General features: G+C 62.9%; 20 protein-coding genes. All 20 read left to right on the top strand.

Going from position 1 to position 18085, the window contains the following annotated elements; all coding sequences use genetic code 11:
* The first annotated feature begins 53 nt into the window (after nucleotides 1-53).
* The 20 genes from glyQ to pgsA all read left to right on the top strand — a co-directional run bounded on the left by glyQ (nucleotide 54) and on the right by pgsA (nucleotide 18020).
* Nucleotides 54-962: a glycine--tRNA ligase subunit alpha gene (gene glyQ / locus Q1L59_RS06190; RefSeq protein WP_300329538.1), complete on the top strand. Its 909-nt coding sequence runs from the start codon at nucleotides 54-56 to the stop codon at nucleotides 960-962.
* 1 nt (nucleotide 963) lies between these two features.
* Nucleotides 964-3036 carry a glycine--tRNA ligase subunit beta gene (glyS, locus tag Q1L59_RS06185; RefSeq protein WP_300329535.1) on the top strand — a complete coding sequence of 691 codons (2073 nt, stop codon included), beginning with the start codon at nucleotides 964-966 and terminating at the stop codon, nucleotides 3034-3036.
* Nucleotides 3033-3569 carry a D-glycero-beta-D-manno-heptose 1,7-bisphosphate 7-phosphatase gene (gene gmhB, locus Q1L59_RS06180; RefSeq protein WP_300329532.1) on the top strand — a complete coding sequence of 179 codons (537 nt, stop codon included), beginning with the start codon at nucleotides 3033-3035 and terminating at the stop codon, nucleotides 3567-3569. The genes glyS and gmhB overlap by 4 nt, the downstream gene beginning before the upstream one ends.
* Nucleotides 3569-4312, top strand: a complete 744-nt coding sequence (locus Q1L59_RS06175; RefSeq protein ID WP_300329529.1) for a lysophospholipid acyltransferase family protein — start codon at nucleotides 3569-3571, stop codon at nucleotides 4310-4312. The genes gmhB and Q1L59_RS06175 overlap by 1 nt, the downstream gene beginning before the upstream one ends.
* Complete coding sequence (locus tag Q1L59_RS06170; RefSeq protein ID WP_300329526.1) at nucleotides 4296-5054, top strand: SprT family zinc-dependent metalloprotease; 759 nt, start codon at nucleotides 4296-4298, stop codon at nucleotides 5052-5054. Before Q1L59_RS06175 ends, Q1L59_RS06170 begins: the two co-directional genes overlap by 17 nt.
* A 170-nt stretch (nucleotides 5055-5224) precedes the next feature.
* Nucleotides 5225-5824, top strand: a complete 600-nt coding sequence (rpoE, locus tag Q1L59_RS06165) for an RNA polymerase sigma factor RpoE (RefSeq protein ID WP_300329524.1) — start codon at nucleotides 5225-5227, stop codon at nucleotides 5822-5824.
* Nucleotides 5818-6294 (top strand): SoxR reducing system RseC family protein, encoded by a 477-nt coding sequence (locus tag Q1L59_RS06160; protein WP_300329521.1) that lies wholly within the window; start codon nucleotides 5818-5820, stop codon nucleotides 6292-6294. Before rpoE ends, Q1L59_RS06160 begins: the two co-directional genes overlap by 7 nt.
* An 80-nt stretch (nucleotides 6295-6374) precedes the next feature.
* Entirely contained in the window at nucleotides 6375-7811 is a 1437-nt protein-coding gene (locus tag Q1L59_RS06155) for a DegQ family serine endoprotease (protein ID WP_300329518.1), read from the top strand.
* Nucleotides 7808-8059 (top strand): glutaredoxin family protein, encoded by a 252-nt coding sequence (locus Q1L59_RS06150; protein ID WP_300329515.1) that lies wholly within the window; start codon nucleotides 7808-7810, stop codon nucleotides 8057-8059. Before Q1L59_RS06155 ends, Q1L59_RS06150 begins: the two co-directional genes overlap by 4 nt.
* Nucleotides 8060-8151: 92 nt before the next feature.
* Entirely contained in the window at nucleotides 8152-9942 is a 1791-nt protein-coding gene (gene lepA, locus Q1L59_RS06145; protein ID WP_300329893.1) for a translation elongation factor 4, read from the top strand.
* Nucleotides 9943-9954: 12 nt separating this feature from the next.
* Nucleotides 9955-10743 carry a signal peptidase I gene (lepB, locus tag Q1L59_RS06140; RefSeq protein WP_300329513.1) on the top strand — a complete coding sequence of 263 codons (789 nt, stop codon included), beginning with the start codon at nucleotides 9955-9957 and terminating at the stop codon, nucleotides 10741-10743.
* A 9-nt stretch (nucleotides 10744-10752) separates the two neighbouring features.
* On the top strand, nucleotides 10753-11118 hold the full coding sequence (locus Q1L59_RS06135) for a DUF4845 domain-containing protein (protein WP_300329511.1): 366 nt from the start codon (nucleotides 10753-10755) through the stop codon (nucleotides 11116-11118).
* Nucleotides 11115-11786 (top strand): ribonuclease III, encoded by a 672-nt coding sequence (gene rnc, locus Q1L59_RS06130; protein ID WP_300329508.1) that lies wholly within the window; start codon nucleotides 11115-11117, stop codon nucleotides 11784-11786. The genes Q1L59_RS06135 and rnc overlap by 4 nt, the downstream gene beginning before the upstream one ends.
* Before the next feature lie 5 nt (nucleotides 11787-11791).
* Nucleotides 11792-12667, top strand: coding sequence for a GTPase Era (era, locus tag Q1L59_RS06125; protein ID WP_300329890.1), 876 nt, complete (start codon nucleotides 11792-11794; stop codon nucleotides 12665-12667).
* 44 nt (nucleotides 12668-12711) lie between these two features.
* Nucleotides 12712-13428 (top strand): DNA repair protein RecO, encoded by a 717-nt coding sequence (gene recO, locus Q1L59_RS06120; RefSeq protein ID WP_300329506.1) that lies wholly within the window; start codon nucleotides 12712-12714, stop codon nucleotides 13426-13428.
* Entirely contained in the window at nucleotides 13425-14192 is a 768-nt protein-coding gene (locus tag Q1L59_RS06115; protein WP_300329503.1) for a pyridoxine 5'-phosphate synthase, read from the top strand. The genes recO and Q1L59_RS06115 overlap by 4 nt, the downstream gene beginning before the upstream one ends.
* Entirely contained in the window at nucleotides 14189-14566 is a 378-nt protein-coding gene (gene acpS, locus Q1L59_RS06110) for a holo-ACP synthase (protein WP_300329501.1), read from the top strand. Before Q1L59_RS06115 ends, acpS begins: the two co-directional genes overlap by 4 nt.
* Nucleotides 14563-15582 (top strand): beta-N-acetylhexosaminidase, encoded by a 1020-nt coding sequence (gene nagZ, locus Q1L59_RS06105; protein WP_300329500.1) that lies wholly within the window; start codon nucleotides 14563-14565, stop codon nucleotides 15580-15582. Before acpS ends, nagZ begins: the two co-directional genes overlap by 4 nt.
* Nucleotides 15583-15624: 42 nt before the next feature.
* Nucleotides 15625-17442 (top strand): excinuclease ABC subunit UvrC, encoded by a 1818-nt coding sequence (gene uvrC, locus Q1L59_RS06100; protein ID WP_300329498.1) that lies wholly within the window; start codon nucleotides 15625-15627, stop codon nucleotides 17440-17442.
* Nucleotides 17442-18020: a CDP-diacylglycerol--glycerol-3-phosphate 3-phosphatidyltransferase gene (gene pgsA / locus Q1L59_RS06095; RefSeq protein ID WP_300329496.1), complete on the top strand. Its 579-nt coding sequence runs from the start codon at nucleotides 17442-17444 to the stop codon at nucleotides 18018-18020. Before uvrC ends, pgsA begins: the two co-directional genes overlap by 1 nt.
* The last annotated feature ends 65 nt before the right edge of the window (nucleotides 18021-18085 follow it).

Here is an 18085-nt window from a genome sequence, read left to right as displayed (position 1 = left end):
GCGCGGCATGAAGTAGAATTGTCAATCCTCTTTGCTGCGGCTTTCACATTGCCATGCCCACTTTTCAGGAAGTCATTCTGCGTCTCGAGAACTTCTGGGACAAACAAGGTTGCGCGTTGCTTCAGCCGTACGATGTGGAAGTCGGCGCCGGTACCTTCCACACCGCCACCTTCCTGCGTGCGATCGGGCCGGAACCCTGGAACGCGGCCTACGTGCAGCCCTCGCGCCGACCGAAGGATGGCCGCTATGGGGAAAACCCCAATCGCTTGCAGCATTACTATCAATATCAGGTGGTGCTCAAGCCTTCGCCGGACAACATCCAGGAACTCTACCTGGATTCGCTGCGCGCGCTCGGCATTGCCACCGCTGAGCATGACATACGGTTTGTCGAGGACGACTGGGAAAGTCCGACGCTGGGCGCTTGGGGGCTGGGTTGGGAGGTCTGGCTCGACGGCATGGAAGTAACTCAATTCACCTACTTCCAGGAGGTCGGTTCGCTGGCGTGCAAACCTGTGCTTGGCGAGATCACCTACGGTATCGAACGGTTGGCGATGTACCTGCAGGGCGTCGAGAACGTCTTCGACCTGGTGTGGGCCGCGGGACCGGGTTATCGCGTGACCTATGGCGATGTTTACCACCAGAATGAGGTCGAGCAGTCGAAGTACAATTTCGAGCATTCGAATGTCGAGCTGCTCTTTCGCCATTTCAGCGAATATGAGTCGGAAGCGAAGCGCCTGATTGGCGCCGGTCTCGCCTTGCCGGCTTACGAGATGGTCATGAAGTGTTCGCATACGTTCAACCTGCTTGATGCGCGCGGCGCCATTTCGGTCACCGAGCGCGCCGCGTACATCGGCCGCGTGCGCGCTTTGGCGCGCGAGGTGGCGCAGGCCTATCATGATTCGCGCCAGGCGCTCGGTTTTCCGATGTGCCGTGCGCAGACGATCAGCGGTGGGGAGGCCTGAGATGAGCGAAACGCTGTTGATCGAGCTGCGCACTGAAGAGCTGCCGCCAAAGTCGCTCAAGACCCTGTCCGAGGCTTTTGCCGAGGCGATTTTTTCAGCCTTGCGGGCGCAACAGTTCCTGCATCCGGATAGCGTCTGCACGCCGTACGCCACTCCGCGCCGCCTCGCCGTTGCGATCACCCGGGTCAGCGAGCGCCAGCCCGAGCGAGTGATCGAAAAGAAGGGACCGGCGGTCGCCGGGGCGGTCGATGGCGAAGGGCGGCCCACCCGGGCACTCGAGGGTTTCATGCGGGCGGCCGGGGTTTCGTTTGCCGAGCTGCAGCGGACGCGCGAAGCGAAAGGCGAGTACTTCCTCGCACGGTGGACGCAGAAGGGTGAGGATGTAGACGCCTGTCTTGGCGAAATCGTCGCGCAGGCGGTGCGCAAGCTGCCGATTGCCAAGCTGATGCGCTGGGGTGATTCCGATCATCAGTTCGTCCGCCCGGTGCACAGCCTGATCTGCCTGCATGGCGAGCGCGTCGTTCCGGCTGAAGTGCTTGGCCTGCGCAGCGGGCGGGTCACCTTGGGTCATCGTTTCCTGTCGCAGGGCGAGATCAGCCTGGCCGACGCCGAAGACTATGTCGGCAGTCTGGAGGCCGGCAAGGTCATCGTGTCGTTTGCCGAGCGGCGCGCCACGATCGCCGACCAACTGGCGAGCGCGGCGAGCCGGCTGGCGGCGCGCATCAACCCGGCTGATGGGCTGCTCGATGAGGTTACCTCGCTGGTCGAGTGGCCGGTGATCCAGGTTGGCGAGTTCGAGGCCGAGTATCTTGCCGTTCCGCAGGAGTGCCTGATCCTGACCATGCAGCAGAACCAGAAGTATTTCCCGCTGCTCGACGCCCAGGGCAAGCTGCTCAACAAGTTTCTCATCGTCTCGAACATGGAAGTCGCCGATCCTGGGCCGATCATTCGTGGTAACGAACGCGTCGTCCGCCCGCGCCTGTCCGACGCCCGCTTCTTTTTCGATCAGGACCGCAAGAACGGCTTTGCCAACCGGGTCACGCGGCTGGCGTCGGTGGTCTACCATCACAAGCTCGGCACCCTCGGCGATCGCGCACAGCGGCTTGGCCGGCTGGCGCGCAGCATTGCGGGCAGACTGCACGCCGACGGCAATCTGGCCGAGCGCGCGGCGCTTTACTCGAAGATCGACCTGCTCACCGACATGGTCGGCGAATTCCCTGAACTGCAAGGGATCATGGGGCGTTACTACCTGCTGCACGAAGGCGGGCTGCCGGTCGTCGCCGATGCGATCGAACAGCACTACCGGCCGCGTTTTGCCGGTGATGTCCTGCCCGTGGGGAACATCGCCTGCGCTGCCGCGCTGGCCGACAAGCTTGACGCACTGGTCGGCTTCTTCGCCATCGGCCAGGTGCCGACCGGCGACAAGGATCCCTTTGGTCTGCGCCGGGCGGCGCTCGGCGTCCTGCGCATCCTGATGGAGACACCGCTGCCGCTCGATCTGGCCGAATTGATCGGCGAGGCCAAGGACGCCTTGCGCCAACAGGGGATTCAACTACAGGAAGTCGATGAACCCTTGCTGGGCTTCATGCTCGACCGGCTGCGCGGAACGCTGCGCGAGGCCGGCCACGCGGGCGATGTGATCGAATCGGTGCTCGCCCAGCGACCGACGCGGATCGATCTCGTTCCGGCGCGCCTGGACGCGGTTCGCGAGTTTCTCGGCTTGCCGGAAGCGCAGGCGCTGGCTGCGGCAAACAAGCGGATCGGCAATATTCTGCGCAAGGCGAGCGGTCCGCTGCCTGAGCCGGACATTGCCCTGCTCGAGGAAGATGCCGAGAAGGCTCTGTTTCAGCGCGTCGTCCTGATCGCTCCGCAGGTCCGTTCGCATGTACAGAATGAGGACTACGCCGATGCGCTGAGGGTTCTCGCCGGGGTGCGCAGCGAGGTCGATCGCTTTTTCGAAGAGGTCATGGTCAACGTTGAGGAACCGCTGCTGCGCAACAATCGTCTGGGCCTGCTGAAAGCCCTGTACGACGAGTTGAACGCGGTAGCCGATATGGCGAAACTGACGGTATGAAACTGGTCATTCTCGATCGCGACGGCGTGATCAACTACGATTCGAAGCAGTTCATCAAGTCGCCGGCAGAATGGCGGCCGATTCCCGGTAGCCTGGACGCCATCGCGCGCTTGCACGAGGCGGGCTATCTGGTCATCGTCGCGACCAACCAGTCGGGCATTGGACGTGGGCTATTCGACATGGACACGCTCAACGCGATCCACGACAAGATGCATCGTGCGGTGCTGGGGGCCGGCGGGCGGATCGACGCGATCTTCTACTGTCCGCATCCGATCGAGGCCAACTGCAACTGCCGCAAGCCGAAAACCGGCATGCTGGAGCGCATCGCCAGCTGCTTCAACGTCGATCTGGCGGGTGTGCCGGCGGTGGGCGATTCCTTGCGCGACCTGCAGGCAGCGGTCGCGGTGGGCGCCAAGCCGCTGCTCGTGTTGACCGGCAAGGGAACGGAAACCCAGGCCGGCGGTGGTCTGCCGAGCGGGACGACGGTCTTCCCTGATCTAGCCCTGGCTGCCAACTTCATCCTGGGCGCCTGATGCCAGCGTTGCGGACAGCGCTGTTCATGCTGCTCGTCGGCCTGTGGACAGTCCCCTTCGGGATTCTCGTCACGCTTGCCCTCGTCTGCCCATTGCCGTTCCGCTACCGCATCATCGCCATCTGGCGGGCTGGTTTCATGGCCTTCTGCCGCTACCTGCTCGGCCTGCGCTACCGGGTGATCGGGCGCGAGAACATGCCGTCGGAACCGGCCATCGTGCTTAGCAAGCACCAGTCAGCGTGGGAAACCGTCGGCCTGCAGGAGGTCTTTCCGCCGCTGGTATTCGTGATGAAACGCGAGTTGCTGCGCGTGCCTTTCTTTGGCTGGGGGCTGGCGGCGCTAAAGATGATCTCGATTGATCGTGGCGAGGCCAAGGAGGCGCTGAAACAGGTCTTCGACCAGGGGAGCGAGCGTCTGGCGGCGGGCTACTGGGTGGTCATCTTCCCCGAAGGCACGCGCGTCGAACCCGGGCTCACCAGCCGGTATAAGCCGGGTGGCGCACACCTCGCTGTACGCAGTGGGCACAAGGTCGTGCCGGTTGCGCACGATGCCGGGGAGTTCTGGCGCAAGAGCAGCTTTGCCATCACGCCTGGATTGATCACCGTAAGCATTGGGCCGGCGATCGATCCCGCTGGCAAGACGGCGGCTCGCATCAATGCTCTCGCGTCGGCCTGGATCGAGGCGGAGATGCGCCGCATCTCGCCGCACCGCTATGGTGGTCCGGCGGATGCGGTCCCCGATTGAGCGATCTGCGCGGCGCGGGGAAGCCGCGCCCGGCCGCGATTCTGAGCACGCGATCGTCATCGGCGGGCAGACGATTGGCTACTCGCTGCGCCGATCGACGAGACGCAGCATAGGCATCGTCGTCGACCGTCAGGGCTTGCGCGTCATCGCACCCATGCCAGCATCGCCGGGTGACATCGAGTCAGCGCTCCTGCGCCACGGCGAGTGGATCACGCGCAAAGTGCGCGAGTGGCAGCCGCCGACGGCAGTTCGGTTATCGATTGACGACGGTCAACGCGTTCCGCTGCTCGGCGAGTGGCTCACGCTGCGCCTGGCGAGTGGCGCCAACCGCGCCGCCTGGGCGCCGGGCAGCGGTGAACCGACGCTGACCTTGCATCTGCGCTGCCCTGAGGATGCGCCGCGCGTGCTGGAAAAAGCGCTGCGCGAGCGCGCCCGTGCGCTGTTTGCCGCGCGCCTTGCCCACTATGTGCCGCTGCTCGGCGTTCGTCAGCCGGCATTGTCGCTCTCCTCGGCGCGTACCCGTTGGGGCAGTTGCAGCCGGCGGGGTGCCGTTCGGCTGAACTGGCGACTGGTTCATTTTCCGATCGCCGTGATCGATTATGTGGTCGTTCATGAGTTGGCGCACTTGCACGAAATGAACCATGGTCCCCGCTTCTGGTCGCTGGTCGCGCAACATTGTCCTGATTTCCGGGCGCTGCGCGCGCGCCTGCAGCAACTGGCGGTCGCCTGCCCGCGGTGGTGAGCCGCCGCAGACGGGCGAAATGCTCCAGCCATCTGCGCAGTTCCCGCGCCAGCCCGGGTTGCGGGGGGCTGTCGGTCGTGGCTGCTCACGCACTGTTACGTTGGGCTCGCACGCTTGCGCTATACTGCCCTGACAAATTCTTACTGCGGGTGATGGGAAAAGCACAAGGCATGAGCGAACGCGAAGTTGACCAAGCTTTGGTTGAGCGAGCGCAGGCCGGTGACGGCCAGGCCTTCGAGGTTCTGTTTGCCAAGTACCAGCGTAAGGTTGCGCGTCTACTATCGCGCTACATTCGTGACCAGGCAGAGGTCGAGGATGTATCGCAGGAGGCTTTCATCAAGGCCTATCGTGCACTGCCGTCGTTTCGCGGCGAGAGTGCCTTCTACACTTGGCTTTACCGGATCAGCATCAATACCGCGAAGAACTATCTCGTCGCCCAGGGACGGCGCGCGCCAACCTCTACCGAGGTCGATGCGGACGACGCCGAGAGCTTTGACGATGCCGGACAACTGCGCGATATCAATACGCCCGAAAGCCTGTTGCAGTCGCGGCAGATCGGCGAGACGATCGACGCAGCGATGGCCGGGCTGCCGGAAGACCTGCGCAGCGCGATCATGCTGCGCGAGATCGAAGGCTTGAGTTACGAGGAAATCGCCGAGGCGATGAACTGTCCGATCGGCACTGTGCGCTCGCGGATTTTCCGCGCGCGCGAGGTGGTTGCCGAGAAGCTGCGACCACTCCTGGACACAGCGGCCGACCGCCGATGGTAGATGTGAACGAGCGGCCGGCGGCGGACGCCGCAGACGAAGCCTACGATGGCGAGCAGAGCGAAGTCTGGGCTGTAGTCGTCGCTGTCGACGGTGACCTGGCCACGGTGCGCGTCGAGGACAGTGGCTGTGGTCACTGTAGTGCGCCTGGCGGCTGCGGCGGCCGGCTTCTCGCCCGACCCGCGTGTGATGCGCGGCGCACGTATCGTGTGGTGAATGGGACCGGTCGTGTCGCCGGCGAGCGCGTACGTGTGCTGTTGCCGGCCCGCTCGGTGCGGCGCAGCGCCTTCGCCGCCTACGCCTATCCTTTGCTGGCGCTGCTTGGCGGGGCGCTAGCAGGTTCGGAGCTGGGCGGCGAAACAGGAGCGCTGGCTGGAGCACTGCTGGGTCTCGGACTCGGCTGGCTGCACTTGTGGTGCGCCGAATGGCGCTGGCGCGGCGATGCAAGCTTGCGGCCATCAATTCGTCGCTGATCGCTTGAATCTGCTTGCGCTGCCCCCAGTTGCTAACTTGCTCTATTTTCTTGGCTGACACTCAGGAGGCATTCTCTGCCATGAAACAGTTGTTCGTCGGTTTCTTTCTCCTTTTCTCGTCCTTCTTTGCGCAGGCGCAGAACCGTGGGCTGCCCGATTTTACCGAGCTTGTCGAGAAGCAGGGCGGGGCAGTGGTGAATATCAGCACGATTCAGTCGGCACGCAACAGCGGACGCGGCGCGCAGCCTTTTCCGTTCGACGAGAACGACCCGATGTTCGAATTCTTTCGCCGTTTCATCCCGCGCCAGCCAGGAATACCGGGCACACCGCGCGACTTCGAGAGCCGTTCGCTCGGCTCGGGGTTCATCGTCAGCGCCGATGGCTACATTCTGACCAATGCGCACGTGGTTGACGCGGCCGACGAGATTCTCGTCCGCCTGACCGACAAACGTGAATTCAAGGCGCGCGTCGTCGGCGCCGACAAGCGCACCGACATTGCCCTGCTCAAGATCGACGCAACTGCGCTGCCCGCGGTGCGCTTTGGCGACCCGGCGCAGCTCAAGGTGGGCGAATGGGTGGTTGCGATCGGTTCGCCTTTCGGTTTCGACAATAGTGTGACGGCGGGGATCGTCAGCGCCAAGGGGCGCTCTTTGCCGCAAGAGAACTACGTGCCGTTCATCCAGACCGATGTCGCGGTCAACCCCGGCAACTCGGGCGGGCCGCTGTTCAACATGAAGGGCGAGGTGGTTGGGATCAATTCGCAGATTTATAGCCGGTCGGGCGGATTCATGGGGATCTCTTTCGCGATTCCGATCGACATGGCAATGGAGGTGGAAGCTCAGTTGCGCAGCCATGGGCGCGTCAGCCGTGGTCGCATCGGTGTCGTCATTCAGGAGGTGACCAAGGATCTGGCTGATTCCTTCGGTCTCGGCAAGGCGCAGGGGGCGGCGGTAAACTCGGTGGAAAAAGGCGGCCCGGCCGACAAGGCGGGGATCGAGCCGGGGGATGTGATCCTCAAGTTCGACGGCAAGACGATCAACGGTTCGAACGACCTGCCGCGCATCGTCGGGGCGAGCAAGCCGGGAGGCCGGGTCAGTGTCCAGTTGTGGCGCAAGGGAGCGAGCAAGGATATCACGCTGGTGGTCGGCGAAATGCCGGACGAGAAGATCGCCGCGCGCAGCGGGCGCAGTGTGAAGCCGAGCGAGCGCACGGCAAATCGACTGGGTCTGGTCTTGTCCGAGCTGACGGCCGAGCAGCGGCGCGAACTGAGGATTAATGGGGGTTTGCTGATCGAGGAAATCCGTAGTGCCACCGGCCGCGCGGATTTGCGCCCGGGTGACGTGATCCTCGCACTCATCGCGCGCGGCGAGAGTGTCGAGCTGAGAACGGTTGAGCAGTTGAACAAGTTGTTGGCACAGGTGGACAAGTCTGCCAACGTCACTTTACTGGTGCGACGCGGTGATCAACAGACCTTCGTCACCCTCAAGGGGGGTGTCAGCGAGAAGCGCGGCGAGTGAGTGGGCGGCCGCAGCTGACGCTCGTCTCGCGCAGCTACTGCCATCTCTGCGCAGAGATGGAGGTGGCGCTTGGCGCGCTCGCCGAGGAGTTGCAGTTCGCAGTCGAGGTGGTCGATGTGGACGCCGACCCCCGGCTGCTCGCCCACTACGACGAATGGGTGCCGGTGCTCCTGCACGGGCAGACCGAACTCTGCCATTACCGCCTCGAGGTGAGCAAAGTCCGTGATTATCTGAGCCGAATCGGCTAGAATCCGCGCCTTCAGGCTGTTCGACCAAGGGTGCCCGCCGGCACCCTTTTTTTCAGTGGGCGAACGCCGGCGACAGGACGACGAAGATGTTCATGCAGCACATCCGGAATTTCTCGATCATTGCGCACATCGACCACGGGAAGTCGACGCTGGCCGATCGCATCATTCACTTGTGCGGTGGACTTTCGGATCGCGAAATGGAAGCGCAGGTGCTCGACTCGATGGATATCGAACGTGAGCGCGGCATCACGATCAAGGCGCAAACCGCGGCGCTGCAATACCGGGCGCGCAACGGCCAAGTGTATAACCTGAATCTGATCGATACCCCGGGACACGTCGATTTTTCCTACGAAGTATCGCGCTCGCTGTCTGCCTGCGAGGGCGCTTTGCTGGTCGTCGACGCATCGCAGGGTGTGGAGGCGCAGACCGTAGCCAATTGCTATACGGCGATCGAACTGGGCGTCGATGTTCTACCGGTACTGAACAAGATCGATCTGCCTTCGGCCATGCCTGACAAGGCGCAACAGGAGATCGAGGACGTGATCGGCATTGATGCTTCGCACGCGGTTCTCGCCTCGGCAAAGACCGGTCTTGGCGTCGAGGATATTCTCGAAGCGATCATCGAGCGAATTCCAGCTCCGCAGGGCGATACGGAAGCGCCCCTCAAGGCGTTGCTGGTGGACGCTTGGTTCGACAATTACGTCGGTGTCGTCATGCTCGTGCGCGTCTTCGATGGCAGCTTGCGACCGAAGGACCGCATCCGTCTGATGGCGACCGGATCTACGCATCTGTGCGAGCAGGTTGGCGTCTTCACCCCGAAGGCGCTCGTCCGCGACGTACTGCGTGCCGGGGAGGTGGGCTACGTCATCTCGGGAATCAAGGAACTGCAGGCGGCCAAGGTGGGCGACACGGTGACTCTCGTCGAGCGCCCGGCAGGCGCTGCGCTGCCTGGTTTCAAGGAGATCAAATCGCAGGTGTTCGCCGGCCTGTATCCGGTCGAGTCGAACCAGTACGATGCGCTGCGCGAATCGCTCGAAAAACTGAAGCTGAACGATGCCTCGCTGCGTTTCGAACCCGAGGTGTCGCAGGCTCTCGGCTTCGGTTTTCGCTGCGGCTTCCTCGGTCTACTACACATGGAGATCGTTCAGGAACGCCTCGAACGCGAGTTTGACCAGGATCTGATCACCACCGCGCCAACCGTCGTGTATGAAGTCCTGATGCGCGACGGCAGCCTGCTGCAAGTGGAAAATCCGGCCAAGTTGCCCGATCTCGCCAAGATCGAGGAGATCCGTGAACCCATCATCACGATCACGGTGTTTGTTCCGCAGGACTATCTCGGCAACGTGATCACACTCTGCAACCAGAAGCGCGGCAATCAGGTGGACATGAGCTATCACGGACGGCAAGTACAACTGGTCTACGAAATGCCGATGGCCGAGGTCGTGATGGATTTCTTTGACCGCTTGAAATCGGTATCGCGTGGCTACGCTTCTCTGGACTACGAGTTCAAGGCGTATCGTGCAGCCGATGTCGTCAAGCTGGACGTTCTGATCAACGGTGAACGCGTCGATGCGCTTTCAGTCATCCTGCATCGGGCGAACTCGGTGTTTCGCGGCCGCGAGCTGGCGAGCAAGATGCGTGAGTTGATTCCCCGCCAGATGTATGACGTAGCGATTCAGGCGGCGATCGGTGCAAACATCATCGCGCGCGAGAACGTCAAGGCGATGCGCAAGGATGTTCTCGCCAAGTGCTACGGCGGCGACATTACGCGCAAGAAGAAGTTGCTCGAGAAACAGAAGGCGGGTAAGAAGCGAATGAAGCAGGTCGGTTCGGTCGAGATTCCGCAAGAGGCTTTCCTGGCCGTCCTGCGGGTCGGCAAGTAGAGGAGAAGACGCGTGAATTTTGCTCTGATCCTGCTGATCCTGGTGCTGATCAGCGGTGCCATCTGGGTGGCAGATGCCTGTATTCTGCGCCGGCGCCGTCCGGCGGGCGCGCCGGATCCCTGGTGGGTCGAATATGGGGCCAGCTTTTTTCCGGTCATTCTGGTCGTTTTCCTTTTGCGCTCGTTCCTGGTCGAGCCATTCAAGATCCCTTCCGGCTCGATGATACCGACCTTGCTGGTCGGTGATTTCATTCTGGTGAACAAGTACACCTACGGGATCCGCCTGCCGGTTGCCAACGTGAAGATCATCGAGCTGAACACACCACAGCGCGGCGACGTAATGGTCTTTCGCTATCCGGTGGATCCCTCGCTCGATTACATCAAGCGGGTGGTTGGCGTGCCGGGCGACCGGGTCGCCTACCAGAACAAGCGGTTGACGATCAATGGCCAGCCGGTTGAGGCGCGCAAGGTCGAAGATTACCTGCATCCCGAACGCCTGTATTATTCGAAGCAGTTTGTCGAGAAGCTCGGCCGCGTCGAACACCAGATCCTCAACGACGACGAGGCGCCGCCGTTCATTCCCGGGCCCGAGCAGTTTCGCCAGCGGGAAAATTGCTCCTACAATGGCGCCGGGGTGATTTGCACGGTGCCCGCGGGGCAGTACTTCGTGATGGGCGACAATCGCGACAACAGCCGCGACAGCCGCTTCTGGGGTTTCGTCCCGGAAGAGAACATCGTCGGCAAGGCATTCTTCATCTGGCTGAATTTCAGTGATTTCGGACGGATTGGCTCGTTCAACTGAGGAGCGTTCATGAATCGACAGCGAGGGATCGCGCTTTCGGGCGTCATCGTCTGGGGTATCGTCATCGCCATCGTGGCTATTCTTGCCATTCGCGTTCTCCCTGAAGTAATGGACTACTACAAGATCCGGCAGGCGGTCAAGGCAGTCGCTGCCGAAGGATCGGGCAAGACGGTGAGCGACCTCCGCCAGGCGTTTTCGCGCTATGCCGAGGTCGAGCACATTCAGACGCTGTCCGCGGCCGATTTGGACATCTTCAAGGAGGACAACAAGGTAGTTATTGCGTTTTCTTACGAGAAACGCATCCCGCTGGTGGCCAACGTCAGCCTGCTGATCGATTTCCGCGGTTCTTCGACGGGGAGTGGCTCCGCGCAATGAGCGCGCACCCGATCGAGCGTGCACTTGCCTACACGTTTCGCGATCAGACACTGCTGCAAACGGCTTTGACCCATCGCAGTTGCTCTGCGCAGCATAATGAGCGCCTCGAATTTCTCGGCGATGCGATTCTGAATGCGATCATCGCGCACTGTCTGTTCGAGCGTTTTCCGGCGCTTCCCGAAGGCGACCTGTCGCGGCTGCGCGCACATCTGGTGCGCCAGGACCGACTGCACCAGCACGCCTTGGCGCTTTCACTAGGCGATTTCCTTCGCCTCGGCGAAGGCGAGCAAAGGAGCGGTGGGCATCGTCGGCCGTCGATTCTGGCGGACGCGGTCGAGGCCCTGTTTGGCGCCCTGTGGCTGGATGCCGGCTTTGACGCTGCCGGGGCGATCATCGCTCGCCTGTATGGGGCCATGCTCGCCGAGCTGAACGCCGAGCAGGAGATCAAGGATGCCAAGACGCGCTTGCAGGAGTATCTGCAGGGCAGACATCTGCCCCTGCCGCGCTATACGATGTTGCGTAGCGAGGGTGAGGCGCATGCCCAGCAATTCACCGTGCGCTGCGAGCTTGCCGCAGCCGGCCTGTCGAGCGAGGGAAGCGGCAGCAGCCGGCGCGCCGCCGAGCAGGTTGCAGCCGAGCGCGCCCTGCTGTTGTTGAGCAGCTCGTGAGCGCCATGCGCGCTGGACGGATCGCCATCGTTGGCCGTCCGAATGTCGGCAAATCGACCCTGCTCAACGCGTTGGTGGGCGAGAAACTGAGCATCGTCTCGCGCCGCGCGCAGACGACACGTTACAACATTCTCGGGATCCTCACGCAGAGCGACGCGCAGTATGTTTTCGTCGATACCCCGGGCTTTCAGACGGCGCACGGTGGCCCACTGAATCAGCGGATGAACCGTGGCATCAAACAGGCTGTCGGCGAGGTCGATCTGGCGTTGCTGGTCGTCGAAGCGGGCCGCTACGATCAGCGCGACCACGTTGTGCGGCAGCTTGTGCCGGCCACTTGCCCACTGATTGTCGCGGTCAACAAGATCGATCAGATGGCCGACAAGAACGACCTGCTGCCGTTTCTTGCCCGCCTCGCGGGCCAAGGCGAGTTCGCGGCGATCGTCCCGGTCAGCGCTACGCGCCGGACGCAACTGGACTTTCTCCGGGGCGAGTTGCGCCAGCGCTTGCCCGAAGCCGACCTGCTGTTTGCTGAGGATGAGTTGACCGACAGAAGCGAGCGTTTTCTGGCTGCCGAGTACATCCGGGAGAAGGTCTTCCGATTGATTGGCGACGAACTCCCCTATGCCGTGGCAGTCGAGATCGAGCGCTTCGTCGTTGATGGGGGTTTGCGCCGAATCGCTGCCGCGATCATCGTCGACCGTCCACGCCAGAAGCCGATTCTCATTGGCCGAGCGGGTGAGACGATGAAGAGAATTGCGTCGGAAGCACGCCAGGACATGCAGACAATGTTTGGCGGACCGGTCTTTCTCGAGGTATTCGTCAAGGTCAGGTCGGGCTGGGCGGACGATGAACAGGTGCTGAGCAAGCTTGGCTACGGGTAGCAGGTCGTGCAGCGCGTGAGTTTGGCCGGTCAAAGAGTCGAAAGGTGAATCAGCGGAACAGGGTGGACGGCCAGCCGGCGTTTGTACTGCACGCTTACCCGTACAGTGAAACGAGTCTGATCGCCGACGTTTTTTCGCGCGACTACGGCCGCTTGCCCCTGCTTGCGCGCGGCGCACGGCGACCGCGGTCGGTCCTGCGTGGATTGTTGCTTGCCTTTCAGCCGCTCGAACTGGCCTGGGCCGGCAGCGGCGAGGTGAAGACCTTGATCAAGGCGGAGTGGCAGGGTGGGCAGCCGCTGCTCGCCGGCCGGTCGCTGTTTTGCGCCTACTATCTTAATGAGCTGCTGATGCAGTTGCTGCCGCGCGAGGATGCGCATGTCCGTCTGTTCGCCGTGTACGCCGAAACCCTGCAGCGCTTTGCGATCAGCGCTCAGGAAGGCGACCTGCGGCGCTTCGAGCGCGTGCTTCTGCAGGAACTGGGTTACGGGCCGATGCTGGAGATCGATGTCGAAGGTCTGGCGGTGGACACCGATGCCGATTACGTTTACGAAGTCGAGCGTGGGCCGGTGAGAGTTTCGCCGGCAGACGAACGCGCGCGTTCGCTGCGTGGCCAGACCTTGATCGACCTGGCGCGCGAGGATTTCTCCAATCCGCGTTCGCTGGTTGAAGCGAAGCAACTGATGCGCACGCTGATTGGTCACTACACGGGTGGCCGGAAGCTGGTCAGCCGCGCGATTTACCGGGAGCTACACGAACTATGATCGAACTGGGCGTCAACATTGATCACGTGGCGACGATCCGCCAGGCGCGCGGCACTTACGAGCCGGACCCGGTCTGGGCTGCGGTAGAGGCGCACCTGGGCGGCGCAGATGGAATCACCATACATTTGCGCGAAGACCGCCGTCACATCCAGGACGCCGACGTCGAGAAGCTGCGCGAGCTGGCGCAGATCAAGCTCAATCTGGAGATGGCGGCGACCGACGAAATGCTCGCCATCGCATGTCGACTCAAGCCGCAGATGGCCATGCTGGTGCCGGAGGGGCGGCACGAAGTGACCACCGAAGGCGGCCTGGACATTGTCGCGCAAGAAGGCAAGCTGGCGCAGGCGGTAGCCCGTCTGCGTGAGGCGGGCATCGTGACCAGCGTCTTCATCGACGCCGAGCTGGCACAGGTCGAAGCGGCGGCGCGTATCGGCGCGCGCGTCTGCGAGATCCATACCGGACCCTATGCACACGCGTTCTATACGCAAGGACGGGATTCGGAGAGCCCGGCCGCGCTCGCCGAATTGACCCGAATTCGCCTGGCGGGCGAGCTGGTCAGCCGGCTCGGCATGCGCTTCAATGCCGGTCATGCGCTCAATTACTTCAATGTTCAACCGGTGGCCCAGTTGGTCGGGATTCGCGAGCTGCACATCGGTCACGCGATCGTCAGCCGGGCGGTCTTCGTCGGCCTGCAGGAAGCGGTGCGGGAGATGAAGCGCCTGTTGCGCGAAGCCCAGGCGGTTGCACCCGGAGGCAGCAGATGATCCTCGGTGTGGGGACTGACATCGTTGCCGTCGGGCGGCTTGCCAGGTTCTACGAGCAGCACGGGCAAGGCGCGCTCGACCGCTTGCTGTCGGTGCGCGAGCGTCGCGAGTTTGACCCTGGTGGGCAGGTGGGGCGATTTCTGGCCAAGCGCTTCGCGGCCAAGGAAGCCTTTGGCAAGGCCATGGGTACCGGCCTGCGTGCACCGGCCACGCTGCTTGCGATCAGCGTTGTGCACGACGGGCTCGGCCGGCCGCTTTTCGAATATGCGCCGGAACTGGCCGGGCATTTGGCCGAGCTTGGTCTGCGCGCACACCTTTCGATCAGCGACGAGAAGGAATACGCTATCGCCTTCGTCGTGATGGAGCAACAATGAGCAGCACACCCCTCGGTCCGTTGATGATCGACATTGCGGGAACAGCCTTGAGCGACCTCGATCGAGCGCGCCTTTGCCATCCGCTGGTCGGTGGCATGATCCTCTTCTCGCGTAACTTCGAGTCGCCCGAGCAGCTTGCTCGCCTGACTGGCCAGGTGCATGCGCTGCACCGCCCGCCGTTGCTGATTGCCGTCGATCATGAGGGCGGGCGCGTGCAGCGTTGTCGGGATGGGTTCACCCGTTTGCCACCGATGCGCCGCCTCGGTCAGGAGTGGGACAGCGACCCGACGCAGGCGGTGACAGCGGCGCGCGACCTGGGCTACCTTCTGGCCGCTGAACTGCGTGCCTGCGGGGTAGACCTGTCCTTCACGCCGGTGCTTGACCTCGATTGGGGGCATAGCCGTGTGATCGGCGACCGCGCCTTTCATCGCAGCCCGGCGGCGGTCGTGGACCTGGCCAAGGGGCTGATCGACGGGCTGCATAGTGCCGGCATGGCCGCGTGCGGCAAACACTTTCCGGGGCACGGTTGGGTCGAACCCGATTCGCACGTCGATCTGCCGGTAGACGAACGTCGACTCGAGGACATGGCGCTCGATCTCGAACCGTATCGGCGCGTGCGGCTCGATGCGGTGATGCCGGCGCACGTGATCTATCGCCAGGTGGACGAGCGCCCGGCTGGCTTCTCGCCGCTCTGGTTGCGTTTGCTCCGCGAGGAACTGCGCTTTGCCGGGGCGATCTTCAGTGACGACCTGTCGATGGCCGGGGCGGGTTTTGCCGGTGGCCCGGTCGAACGCTGTGCGGCCGCCTGGCAGGCGGGTTGCGACATGTTGCTGTTGTGCAATTCGCCAACGGCGGTCGACGAGGTGCTGCACCACTGGCAAGCCGAAAGCGATGTGCTGCGCGCGCAACGAATCGAATCGCTCGTGCCGCGCCGCGAGTCGCCCGACTGGTCCAGCCTGCGGCGGGAGCCGGCCTATCTCGCCGGCGTCGCCGCCGCCGAGCGCCTGGCGGTCTGACGGCAGACAGCAGAGGCGCCAGCGGCGAAGCGGCGTATCCGGATGAGCGAATCGTTGGACACGAAGTCCTTGCTGGCAGGGATGAGCGAGCTTCCCGGCGTCTACCGCATGCTCGACTCGCTGGGCCGGGTGCTCTACGTCGGGAAAGCAAAGAACCTGCGCAAGCGGCTCGCCTCGTATTTCCGCGCGACGCAATCGAGTCCGCGCATCGCGCTGATGGTCAGCCAGGTGGCGTCTGTCGAGACTACCGTGACGCGATCGGAAGCCGAGGCGCTGCTGCTTGAGAACAATCTGATCAAGAGCTTGTCGCCGCGCTATAATATCCTGTTCCGGGATGACAAATCTTATCCCTACATCATGCTTACGCATGACCGCTTTGCGCGCCTGGGGTTTTTTCGCGGGGTGACCGACCGCCGGGCAGACTATTTCGGGCCTTTTCCCTCGGCGGTGGCGGTACGCGAAAGCATCAAGCTTCTGCAAAGGATGTTTCGCCTGCGCACCTGTGAGAATGGCGTTTTCAACAACCGCTCCCGGCCTTGTCTGCTCTACCAGATCAAACGTTGCTCAGGACCGTGCGTCGGAGAGATCGAGCAGGCGGCTTACGCGCTGGATGTGCAGATGGCCGCGATGTTCCTTCAGGGGCGGCAGCAGGAGGTGATTCGCGGGCTCAGCGCAGCGATGGATCAAGCGGCTGCCGGGCTGGCCTTCGAGCAGGCGGCGATCTACCGCGACCAGATTCAGTCCTTGCGTCAGGTGCAGGACAGGCAATACGTCGAAACGGCACGCGGTGCGGAGATCGATGTTATCGTCGCGGTCGAGGAGGGCGGTGTGCTCTGCGTCAACCTGGCGATGATACGCGGTGGGCGGCACCTCGGCGATCGACCACAGTTTCCCGCCAATTCGGCCGACTCTCTGCCGTGCGAAGCCTTGCTTGCCTTTCTTTACCAGCATTATTCGGTGCATCCGGTTCCCGCGCGCATACTGGTCAACCTGCCGTTGCCCGATCACGAGGTGAACGACTGGCTGAATGCGATGGCAACGCGCACAACGCGAGTGCTCGAAGCAAGGCTTACCGAGCAGCGCGTCTGGGTGGCGATGGCCGAACAGAATGCCCGTCTGGCAATCGCGGCTCGGCGCAGCGTCTCTGGTCGGCAGGTGGCGCGCCTGCAGGCGCTGGCGGAAGTCTTGCAGATCGATCTGGTCGACCGTAAAGACGCGCGAATCGATTGTTTCGACATCAGTCACACGCAAGGGACGGCAACCGTCGCCGCGTGCGTCGTGTACCGGGAGGGTGAAATGCGCCGCTCGGAGTACCGCCGCTTCAATATCCGTGATATCTCGCCGGGCGACGATTACGCAGCCATGCGGCAGGTTGTTCATCGACGCTATGAGAGGGTCGCCGCGGGAGAAGCCGTCGAGCCGGTGTTGGTGATCATCGACGGTGGCGCCGGCCAGGTTGCGGCAGCGGCAAATGCGCTTGCCGAGCTCGGCCTGTCGCACCTGTTCGTGCTTGGCGTGGCCAAAGGTGAGGCGCGAAAACCAGGCCTGGAGACGCTTGTTTTCACTGACGGCCGACCACCGTTGAGCTTGCCACCGGAGAATCCGGCTTTGCACCTGATCCAGGAGATTCGCGATGAAGCGCATCGTTTTGCCGTCTCCGGACATCGCGCGACGCGCAGCCGGACGGCTCGCAGTTCTCGCCTCGACGAGATTGCCGGGATAGGCCCGGGAAGGCGGAAAGCCCTGATATCGCGCTTCGGTGGTTTGCCGGGCGTTTGTGCCGCCGGGGTCGACCAATTGGCCGCTGTTCCCGGAATCAGCCGGCAACTGGCCGAGAAGATCTACGCCGCGCTGCACTGATGCCGCTGAACATACCGATTCTCCTGACCTGGCTGCGGATCATCCTGATTCCGCTGATGATTGCCCTGTATTACGTGCCCGAGGCCTGGGTGCGCGGATTCGGTCGCGACCTGGCGGCGACGCTGATCTTCGTCGTCGCCGCGGCGACCGATTGGCTTGACGGCTATCTGGCGCGCCGGTGGCAGCAGACATCCGCTTTTGGTGCATTTCTCGATCCGGTGGCCGACAAGCTGATGGTCGCTGCGGCGCTCATCGTGCTCGTCTGGCTGGGTCGACTCGACGCCGTTCTCGCGGTCATCATCATCGGCCGCGAAATCACGATTTCGGCCTTGCGCGAATGGATGGCGCGGATTGGCGCGCATCGCAGTGTTGCCGTATCGATGGTCGGCAAGATCAAGACGACGGCCCAGATGGTCGCCATTCCGCTTCTCCTGTATTACCAGCCGCTTGCCGGGCTGGATGTCTTCCGTCTTGGTACCTGGTTGATCTACGTCGCCGCCGTTCTCACACTTTGGTCGATGGGCTACTACATGCGCATGGCGTGGCCGCACCTGATCGAACAGGACCGCCAGCGCTAGCCCGTCACCTGGGCGGTCACGGCGAGCGACTGAGCGGGGCGCCGGCGAAGACTTCGTCGGCGACG

The sequence above is a fragment of the Accumulibacter sp. genome, from assembly GCF_029255125.1.
Taxonomy (GTDB): domain Bacteria; phylum Pseudomonadota; class Gammaproteobacteria; order Burkholderiales; family Rhodocyclaceae; genus Accumulibacter.
Note: the sequence above shows the minus strand (reverse complement) of the source record. Positions and strands in the feature narration are given on the sequence as shown.